The organism is Mycobacterium sp. NGS45, assembly GCF_059812645.1.
Genome location: NZ_JCALDB010000010.1, coordinates 20,209 through 31,443, shown reverse-complemented (window position 1 = coordinate 31,443; position 11,235 = coordinate 20,209). Strand labels below are relative to the sequence as shown.

1 protein-coding gene is annotated in these 11,235 nt (G+C 69.7%); it reads left to right on the top strand.

Annotated features, from left to right (window positions below; translation table 11 throughout):
* The first annotated feature begins 40 nt into the window (after positions 1–40).
* Positions 41–11,224, top strand: a complete 11,184-nt coding sequence (locus AC5Y3P_RS11020) for an SDR family NAD(P)-dependent oxidoreductase (RefSeq protein ID WP_500045935.1) — start codon at positions 41–43, stop codon at positions 11,222–11,224.
* The last annotated feature ends 11 nt before the right edge of the window (positions 11,225–11,235 follow it).

Sequence of the window (11,235 nt, the reverse complement as noted above, 5' to 3'; positions counted from 1 at the left end):
GGGTCTCAACGGCTGACCGCCAACGCGAGGAGGACATTCGATGGATGCTGTCGAGCCTGTAACCGATTCGACGCAACGGTTCGCAGTTGTCGGGTACGCAGCGCGATTTCCGGGCGCTCAGGACGCCGGGGAGTTCTGGGACGTACTCCGCGAGGGGCGCGACGCGGTAACCGAGGTCCCCACGGATCGCTGGGACGTCGACGAGTTCTTCGATCCCGACCCGGGCACCCCGGGCAAGGTGGTCACCCGGCGCGCCGGTTTCGTCGACGACGTCACCGGGTTCGACGCCCCGTTCTTCGGCATGTCCACCCGCGAGGTCAGGTTGCTGGACCCTCAGCACCGACTGCTGCTGGAGACCGCCTGGCGTGCAGTGGATCATTCCGGCACTGCGCCAACGGATTTAGCTGACACCAACACCGGTGTGTTCGTGGGCTTGGCCACCCATGACTACTTGGGCATGGCCTCCGATGAGTTGACCTATCCCGAGATCGAGGCCTACATGGCCATCGGCACCTCGAACGCGGCCGCGGCCGGCCGGATCAGCCACCGGTTGGGGCTGCAGGGTCCCGCGGTCGCCGTGGACACCGCGTGCAGTTCGTCCTTGGTGGCGATCCATCAGGCCTGCCAGGCGCTGCAGCTGGGCGAATGCGACCTGGCCCTGGCCGGCGGCGCCAACGTGCTGCTCACGCCGGCCACCATGATCACCTTCTCCAGCGCGCACATGCTGGCACCCGACGGCCGGTGCAAGACCTTCGATGCGGCAGCTGACGGCTATGTCCGCGGTGAGGGCTGCGGCGTCATCGTGCTCAAACGGCTCGAAGACGCACTTGCCGACGGGGACCGGATCCGCGCCGTCGTCCGCGGCAGCGCGGTGAACCAGGACGGCGCATCCGGCGGCCTGACCGTACCGAATGGTGTTGCCCAACAACGGGTCATCGCCGATGCCCTGAAGCGGGCCCGGCTCTCCCCCAGCGACGTGAACTATCTGGAAGCACACGGCACCGGGACCTCGCTGGGCGACCCGATCGAGGCCCAGGCGGCCGGGGCGGTGCTGGGTGTGGGTCGCGCGTCGGATCAGCCGCTGTTGATCGGCTCGGCCAAGACCAACATCGGCCACTTGGAGGCGGCCGCCGGTATCGCAGGCGTCATCAAGGTCATCTTGGCCCTCGAGCACGAGTTGCTGCCACAGCATCTGCACTTCGAGAACCCCTCACCGCACATTCCCTGGGACCGGCTGAGCTTGCAGGTGGTCACCGAACCCACGCCGTGGGAACGCAACGGCCGCCCACGCATCGCAGGCGTCAGCTCGTTCGGGTTCGCCGGCACCAACGCGCACGTCATCCTGGAAGAAGCCCCACCGGCTGCCGAATCCAGCGCCACCGACGCCGGCGTCTCCGAGTCCGGGGTTGCGGCAACCGATCTCGAGCAGGAAGCGGAGTCGAAGCGGTTCAGCCTGCTGTCGCTGTCTGCGCGCACACCGGCTGCGTTGGCCCAACTCGCCGAGGACTACCGCACCTGGTGGCGCGAGCACCCGGAAGCCACCTTGGCCGATGTCAGCTTCACCGCGGGTACCGCCCGTGCGCACCTGGAGCACCGGGCTGCGCTGGTGGTCGACTCCCGGGAATCGGCCCTCGACCTGCTCGGCGCGGTCACCGATGACCGGCCGGCACCCGGGGTGTTCCGCGGTGAAACCCACGACAAGCCGAAGACCGCCTGGCTGTTCACCGGGCAGGGCAGCCAGTACCCGGGCATGGCCCGGGAGTTGTTCGACACCGAACCGGTGTTCGCCCAGACCCTGAACCGCTGCGCGGACGCGATCGCGGACATGCTCGAAACACCGCTGCTGGACCTCATTTTCGATGACGGAACGGACGCCGAGGCCACGTTGCGGCAGACCAGCCATGCCCAGCCGGCACTGTTCGCAGTGGAGATGGGGCTGGCCGCACTGTGGCAATCCTGGGGATTCGAGCCCGACGTGGTGCTCGGACACAGCGTCGGCCAGTACGCCGCGGCCTGCGTGGCCGGCGTTCTGAGCCTGGAGGACGGCGCGCGGCTGATGGCCGAGCGGGGCCGGCTGTTCGACAGTTTGCCCGCCGGCGGTCGGATGGTCGCGGTGTTCGCCGCGGCCGACCGCGTCGAGCGGCTGACCGACGAGTTCCCGAGCCTGTCGGTGGCCGCCTTCAACGGCGCCAACACCGTACTGTCCGGCCCGGCGGCCGATCTCGAGCAGGCGGTGGCAGTACTGAGCGCCGACGGCGTTCGCTGCGACTGGCTGGAAACCAGCCATGCGTTCCACTCCGCGCTGCTGGACCCGATCCTCGACGAGTTCGAGGCGTTCGCCGATCAGATCGAATTCCATTCGCCGCAACGGCTTTTGATCTGCAACCGCACCGGCTCGGCGCTCGGCTGGACCGCCCAGCCCGACGGCGCCTACTGGCGTCGGCATGCCCGGCAACCGGTCGAGTTCGCCAAGAGTGTGCACACCCTGGCCGAGCTGAACTGCAAGGTGCTGATCGAGATCGGTCCGCAGCCGGTGCTCACCGCGGCCGCACTGCGCGCCTGGCCCGACCCGGCCAACGCACCCCGGGCGATCGCGTCGCTGCGCCGCAACTCCGGCGATCACCGCCAGATCATGGAAGCCCTGGCCACCGCCTACACCGCCGGGCACCTGCCGCGCTTTGCGGCACTGCAGCCCACGCCGGCCCGTAAGGTCGACCTGCCCAGCTACCCGTTCGAACGCCGGCAGTACTGGTACCGGGACAACCGCGAGCAGCCCAACGGCCAGCAGCACATGGCTGCTCCGAGCACCGAGGCGATCCGGCTGCTCGAGGCCGGCCGAATCGATGATCTGGCAAAGCTGCTCGGCGACAACGAAAATGACCGCCAGACGTTGGCCGTGCTGACCAAGCTGGCAAACCAACACAACGAGCAGCGGCTGGCCTCGTCGATCAGCAACGACCGCTACGAGTTCCGCTGGGATGCGCTGCCGGCGACGGCGCCGGGTGCAGACGAACCGGCCACCTGGCTGCTGGTCGGCGCCGACGCCGGGGCGATCCGACCCCTGGTCGAGGCGCTGGACGCCGGCGGCCACCAGCACCGGCTCCTGGGTCTGCCCGGCACCGACGCCGAAGAGGCCGAACTCACCGCTGCGTTGCGGCTCGCCGCGGCCGAGGAGGAAAGCGGTGCCACACCCGTGCTGCGGATCCTGCACCTGGCAGCGGTCGGCGCCGAAGCCAATGACCCCGCCGGCGCCACGCAGGCACTGCTGCGCACGCAGCACCACATCATGGGCGGCACCCGGCGGCTGTTCCGCGCCGCGGCAGCGGCCGAACTGCGCACCCCGATCTGGTTGGTGACCCGCAACGCCCAACACGTCACCGACACCGACCCGGTCGCGCCGGACCAGACCTGCCTGTGGGGCTTCGGACGCGCAGCGGCGCTCGAGTTGCCGCAGTTGTGGGGCGGCCTGGCCGATCTGTCCGACGGCAGCACCGAAGAATGGTTGCAGCTGATCACCCGGGTGAGCGCCGCCGAGGATCCGCAGCTCCGCGAGGATCAGATAGCGCTGCGGGCACATCGGGTCCATGTTCCGCGGTTGGTCCGCCGGGACGGCAGCCCCAGCGGGCAGGCGATTGGATTGCGGGCCGACGCAACGTATCTGGTCACCGGCGGGCTGGGATCGATCGGACTCGAGATCGCCGGGTATCTGGCCGCCCACGGCGCCAAGCAGCTGGTGTTGACCAGCCGCCGCACCCCCGACGACGCCACCGAGCAGCGGCTGCAGACCTTGACCGAACAGTACGGTTGCCAGGTTCGGGTGCTGACCGCCGACGTCGCCGACCCGCACGACGTCCACCGGCTGCTGGCCACGATGCGCGCCGAGCTGCCGCCGCTGGCCGGGATCGTGCACGGGGCCGGCGAGATCGGCAACACCCCGCTGAGCAGCCAGGACGACGCCGAAGTGGACCGGGTGTTCGCCGGAAAGGTCTGGGGTGCTTGGCATCTGAGCGAAGCCGCAGCCGACCTCGAGCTGGACTTCTTCCTGAACATCTCGTCGATCGCCGCGGTCTGGGGCAGCTACGGACAAACCGCCTACAGTGCCGCCAACGCATTCTTGGACGGCCTGGCCTGGCGACTTCGCGCACGCGGTACCCGGGCGCTGAGCGTCAACTTCGGTCCCTGGTCCACCGGCATGGCCGATCCGGAAGCCCGGGCCCGGCTGGCGCAGCGCGGCGTGGTGACCCTGGCCCCGGCCGATGCGCTCGCCGGGCTGGCCGACGTCGTGGCCGCAGTCACCCAGACCGGTGCCGCAGCAGGCCCGGTGCAGGCCGTGGTAGCCCGGATCGACTGGTCCCGGTTCCTGCCGATCTACCAGCAGACCGGGCGCCGCGGGTTCCTGGCCGAACTGCAACGCGAGGTTCCGGAATCTGCGCCGGCGTCGACCCGATCAGCGCGGACCGGGACCACCGATTTGGTGCAGCGCCTCACCGCCGCGCCGGTGCAGCAGCGCAAGAAGCTGCTCACCGATTACCTGCGCGACGCGGTCGCCGACGTGACCCGGGTGGATGCCGCCGAAATCCGGGAGGACGCCGGATTCTTCGACCTCGGCATGGATTCGCTGATGGCCATCGAGTTGCGCCGGCGCATCGAAGAGGGCGTCGGCCACGAGATTCCGGTGACGCTGGTGATGGACCAGCCCAGGTTGAGCGACGCGGCCGGCTATCTGCTCGGCGACGTCCTCGGGCTCGACGAGCAGGCCGGCGACCGGCCTACCCCGGTGTCGGTGGCGGCCCGCACCGACGACCCGATCGCGGTGGTCGCAGTGTCCTGCCGGTTCCCCGGCGCCGCCAGCCCAGAAGCGTTCTGGGAGTTGCTGTGCGGCGGTGTCGACGCGATCCGGGAGGTGCCCGAGGACCGGTTCGACATCGACGAGTTATACGATCCGGATCCGGACGTCCCCGGCAAGACCTACACCCGGTACGGCGGATTCCTGGACGGCATCGACGAGTTCGATCCCGAGTTCTTCGGCATCTCGCCGCGCGAGGCGGTCTGGATCGAGCCGCAGCAACGTCTGATGCTGGAAACCGTATGGGAGGGTTTGGAACGCGCCGGGTACGCGCCGTCCGCGCTGCGCGGCAGCCGCACCGGTGTCTTCGCCGGTGTGGCGGCCAACGAGTACGCGCACCTGCTGTCGGCCGAGCCGATCGACAAGATCGAACCGCACTTCATCACCGGCAACGCGCTCAACGCCATCGCGGGCCGGGTGGCCTTTGCCCTCGGCCTGGAAGGCCCCGCGGTGGCCATCGACACCGCCTGCAGCTCGGCGTTGGTGGCCGTGCACCAGGCCTGCCAGGCGCTGCAGTCCGGGGACTGCGATCTGGCCGTGGCCGGCGGGGTGAACGTGCTGTTGTCGCCGGTGACGGTGATCGCGGCCTCCCGCGCCCGGATGCTCTCACCGGTCGGGCGGTGCAAGACCTTCGACACCTCGGCCGACGGGTACGTGCGCAGCGAAGGCTGCGGCATCCTGGTGCTCAAACGGCTCAGCGACGCCCAGCGCGACGGTGACCGGGTGTGCGCTGTCATCCCGGCCAGCGGACTGAATCAGGACGGCGCGTCCAGCGGTCTGACGGTGCCCAACGGAGGTGCGCAGCAGCGGCTGATCAGTGCGGTGTTGGCCCGGGCCGGTTTGACCGGCGGTGACATCGACTACCTGGAAGCGCATGGAACCGGTACCCCGCTGGGTGATCCGATCGAGGTGCAGGCGGCCGCGGCCGCCTACGGCGACGGGCGCCCCAGCGACCGGCCGCTGCTGATGGGTTCGGTCAAGACCAACATCGGACACACCGAATCCGCCTCCGGTGCAGCCGGTCTGATCAAGGTGGTGCTGTCCCTGCAGCACGAGTTGTTGCCGCAGAGTCTGCATTTCGACAAACCGTCGCCGCACATTCCGTGGGATACGCTGCCGGTGCAGGTGGTCGGCGAGGCCACGCCGTGGCAGACCAACGGCAGACCGCGGCGCGCCGGAGTGAGCTCGTTCGGCTTCACCGGCACCAACGCGCACGTGCTGCTCGAGGAGCCCCCCGCACCGCCGGTCGACCCGGCCGAAGAGCCGGTCGACGCCCCGGGACCCGACGCACGGTCCAGCCACGTGCTGGCACTGTCGGCGCGTTCCCCGGAAGCGCTGACCGCGTTGGCCCGGCGTTACGAAGCCTGGCTGGGCACCCACCCGGATGCCGATCTCACCGACGTGTGCCGCACCGCCGGCACCGGCCGATCCCATTTCGAGCACCGCGGTGCGCTGGTGGTCGACTCGATCGAGGAGGCAAGACTCGGCCTGATCGACCTCGCCGAGGGCCGGTCCCGCCCCGGCGTGCTGCGCGGTGAACACACCCGGCGCCCCACCACGGCCTGGTTGTTCACCGGCCAGGGCAGCCAGCATCCCGGTATGGCACGCGAATTGTTCGCCGCCGAACCGGTTTTCGCCGAAACCGTGCAGCGCTGCGCCGATGCGGTCGACGACCTGTTGGCGCGCCCGCTGTTGGAGGTCATGTTCGACACCGGCGAGGGCGGTAAGGCGCTGCAGCACACGTCGTACGCGCAGCCGGCGCTGTTCGCCGTCGAGATGGGTCTGGCTCGGCTGTGGCAGTCCCGGGGCATCGAGCCCGACGTGGTGCTCGGACACAGCGTCGGTCAGTACGCCGCGGCCTGCGTGGCCGGGGTGTTCAGCCTGGAAGACGGCGCGCGGCTGATCGCCGAACGCGGCCGACTGTTCGGCAGCCTGCCCGAAGGCGGCCGGATGGTGGCGGTGTTCGCCGACGCCAAGGACGTCGAGGCGGCCTGCGCGGAATTCCCTCGACTGTCGGTCGGCGCCTACAACGGCCCCAACACCGTGCTGTCGGGTCCCGGCTCCGACCTCGAGCAGGCCGTCGCGAAGTTCGAGGAAGACGGGATCCGCTGCACCTGGCTGCACACCAGCCACGCGTTCCACTCCGAACTGCTGGACCCGGTGCTCGACGAATTCGAATCCTGCGCTGCCCGAGTGCAGTACACGGTGCCGACGTTGCCGCTGGTCTGCAACCGGACCGGAGCGGTGCTGGGTGCCCAGACCCCGATCGACGCCCAGTATTGGCGGCGGCACTCCCGCCAACCGGTGCAGTTCGCCGAAAGTGTGCGCACCATCGCGGCGCTGGGCTGCTCGGTGCTGATCGAGATCGGTCCGCAGCCGGTGCTGACCGGTGCCGCCGTGCAGGTGTGGCCCGAGCATCTGGCGGCGCCGCGGGCGATCGTCTCGCTGCGCAAGGGCGTCGACGATCGGCGCCAGATCGCCGATGCGCTGGCGGCCGGCTACGTCGGTGGGCACACCCCGGACTTCGGTGCGCTCTACGGTGAGCGCGGGCGACGCATCGAGTTGCCCACCTATCCGTTCCAGCGCCGCCGGTTCTGGCCCAAGGGCGCCGGTATCACGGTGGGCGGCGAGATGGGTGCGGCCGGTTCCGGGATCCTGGGCAGCGGTAAGGATCTGGCGTCCGGCGACTCGGTGTACACCAGCAGGTTGTCGGTCAAAACGCAGCCGTGGCTTTCCGACCACGTCATCTACGGCACCGTCGTGGTGCCCGGCGCGACCTACGCAGCCATGGCCTTGGCTGCGGTCGGCACCCCGGCACGCGCCAAGGACGTCTTCTTCTACGAGCCGATCATCCTGCCGGAGAAGGCTTCTCGTGAGGTCCAGCTGACCCTGCACCCGGTCGACGACGGCTGGACGTTCCAGGTGCACAGCCGCCCGTACGGGGAACGCGGCGCGGAGTGGTCCCTGAACGCCGAGGGGGCCGTGGCTTCCGGGCCCGACGAACGGCCGGCGCCGGACCCCGAGCCGGTCGAGGAGATCGTCGAGCGGCTGGACCGGATGCGTCCGCAGGAGCTGTTCGAAACCTTCGCCGACCTGGAGCTGATGTGGGGTCCCACCTGGTCCGGTTCACTCAAGTCGTTGTGGCTGGGCGCCGGCGAGGCGATCGGTGATATCCTGGTCGGCGCCGAACTGGCCGAACAGCTCGGTACCGAGCCGATGCACCCGGTGCTGATGGACCTGTGCACCGGTGTCGCGTTCCCGGCGTTCCCGGCACTGCTGGCGGCCGAGCAGGGCGTCAACGACCTGTTCCTACCGCTGCGCTACGGCCAGGTCACGTTGACCGAGAAGATGCCGCGGCGCTTCTACTGCCGAGCCCGCTGGCACGAAAGCGCCTTGGACGCCGAAACCCAGGTGTTCGACCTGGAGTACCTGGATCGGGATGGCCGCCACCTCGGCGGTGTCCGGGAGTTCACGGTCAAACGGGCACCCCGCGAGGCGTTGCTGCGCGGTCTCGGTGGGGACGCCAGTAGGCTGCTGTACACCCTGGGCTGGCATGAGGTGCCGGCCCCGGAGGTCGATGCCGACGGCGTTGCCGTGAACGGCACCTGGCTGGTCTCCGGTTTCGGCGAGCTGGCCGCCCAGGTGCCCGGCTGCGTCCCGTTCGACCGCGGCACCGATCCTGAACTGTTGGGCGCGTTGCTGGTTGCCGCCCAGGAGCGCGGCCTGCCGTTCTCCGGTGTGGTGTGGCGCGCCGGTTGCTCTGGTCCGGACGAGTCCAGCGCCGAGACGGCCGCGCGACTGCAGTCCGAGATCACCAACCTGCTCTCGGCTGTACACACTGTGCAGCAGGACAGCGTGAAGCTGCCCGGCGGGTTGTGGATCGTGACCGAGCGTGCGGTGGCCTGCGAGTCCGGCGAGCCGGTGGACCCGGTACAGGCCGCGTTGTGGGGTTTTGGGCGCACCACGGCCAACGAAGAGCCCGGGCTGCGACCCAAACTGGTCGATTGCGATGGCTCGCCGGAGGCTGTGGCGGTGCTGGCGCGTCTGCTCGCGGCTCCCGCGGCGGCGTTGCCGGAGCCCGAAGTGGCGCTGCGCCAAGGCAAGCTGTTGGTGTCGCGGCTACTGCCGTGGTCGCGCAGCGGCCATCTCACGGTGCCGCGCAGCGGTGACTATGCGCTGGCCCCGACCGAGCGCGGGGCGATCGACAATCTGCGGTTGACCGAGACCGAGGTGCCGGCACCCGAGGACGGCTATGTGCAGGTCCGGGTGGAGGCCGCCGGGTTGAACTTCCGGGATGTGCTCAACGTGCTGGGCCTGTATCCGGGCGATCCGGGTCCGATCGGCGGCGACTTCACCGGCACGGTCACCGAATTGGGCGCCGGTGTCACCGGGCTCGAGGTCGGTCAACGGGTGTACGGCTTCATGCAGGGTGCGTTCGCCAGTCGGTTCAACGTGCCGGCCCAGCTGGTGGCGCCGATCCCGGATGGCATCGGCGCGGTGGCCGCGGCCACCATCCCGGCCGCGGCGCTCACCGCGCGGCTGGCCTTCGACTGGGCGCAGTTGCAGCCCGGGGACCGGGTGCTGATCCACGCCGCCAGCGGCGGCGTCGGGTTGGCCGCGATCCAGCTGGCCCAGCAGCACGGAGCCGTCGTCTTCGCCACCGCCAGCACCTTCAAACGTGCGACCCTGCGCAAGATGGGTGTGCAGTACGTCTACGATTCCCGGACAACGGATTTCGCCGACCAGATCCTCGCCGACACCGACGGCGCCGGGGTGGACGTGGTGTTGAACAGCCTCACCAACGAGGGGTTCATCGAAGCCACCGTGCGGGCCACCGCGCAGCACGGCCGCTTCGCCGAGATCGCCAAACGCGACATCTGGTCTGCCGAGCAGATGGCGGCGGTCCGCCCCGACATCGGCTACGAGATCGTCGCGCTGGACAGCGTGACCTTCCAGGAGCCAGAACGCATCCGCGCCTTGTTGACCGAGGTGTCCCAGGGCCTGGCGGATGGCCGATGGGTACCGTTGCCGGCCGAGATCTACCCGCTGACCGAGGCCCGCGCGGCGTTCCGCCGCATGCAGCAGGCGCGGCACATCGGCAAGATCGTGGTGCAGATGCCGAACCGGCTGCAGCCCCAGCCGGACCGCAGCTACCTGATCACCGGTGGGCTGGGTGCGATTGGTTTGCATGCGGCATCCTTCCTGGCCCAGCGTGGTGCCGGCGATCTGGTGCTGACCAGTCGCCGGGAACCGGATGCCGAGGCGCAGAAGGTAATCGAGGAGATCACCGAACGGCACAAGTGCCGGATCCACGTCTGGACCGCCGACGTCGGCGAGCTGGCGCAGGTCGAGTCGCTGCTGAACCGGATCCGGGCCGAACTGCCGCCACTGGCCGGGGTGCTGCACCTGGCCGGGGTGCTCGATGATGCGCTGCTGTCCAAGCAGAGCTGGCAGCGGTTCGACACCACGTTGGCGCCCAAGGCATTCGGTGCGTTGCACCTGGACCGGTTGACCGGTGCCGACGCGCTGGACTTCTTCATCGTGTCGTCGTCGGTGTCGAGCCTGTTCGGTTCGCCCGGTCAGGCCAATTACGCGACCGCCAATGCGCTGCTGGACGGCTTGGTGGCGCGGCGTCGCGCCCAGGGCCTGCCGGCGACCGGGATCAACTTCGGGCCGTGGGGCCAAGGCGGGATGGCGTCGTCGACCGCGGCCACCGCGAACATCAGCGCGCAGGGCCTGATCCCGCTGGATCCGTCGGCCGCGCTGAGCGCACTGGCCGAGGTGGTCGGCAACGGCACCGGCCAGGCCACGGTGCTCAAGGCGAACTGGCAGCGCGCCGCCAAGGTGTTGGGCAGTTCGCGGCCGCCGATCCTCGACCTGGTGCTGCCCAGCGCGGCCGGGGAGCACACCGGGGACAGTGAGCTGCTGCGCCAACTGCAGGAGATCCCGGTGGGTCAGCGGGCCGGGTTCGTGACCGAGTTCCTACAGCGCGAGGTGCAGAACTTCCTGCGCCTGGCCCAACCGCCGGCGGCCAGCAGCCGCTTCCTGGACCTGGGTACCGACTCGTTGATGGCGATCGAACTGCGCAACCGGCTGGAAAGCCAGTTCGGCGGCGCGTTCACGATCAACGCCACCGCGGTGTTCGACTACCCGACCATCGGCGGGCTGGCCGAGTATCTGGTGGGTCAGTTGCCCGACGCGGCAGCTGCGGCCGAACCCGACGGTGATGAGCCGGTCCCGGCCGCGCCCACCGACGACGGTGCCGGCGCCAACGGTGCCGACGCCAACGGTGCCGACGCCAACGGTGCCGGCGCCAACGGTGCCGCGGTCACCGCCAACGGCACCGAAGTCACCGCGTCGGCGCTGCACGACGGCTGATCGGCCGCTGC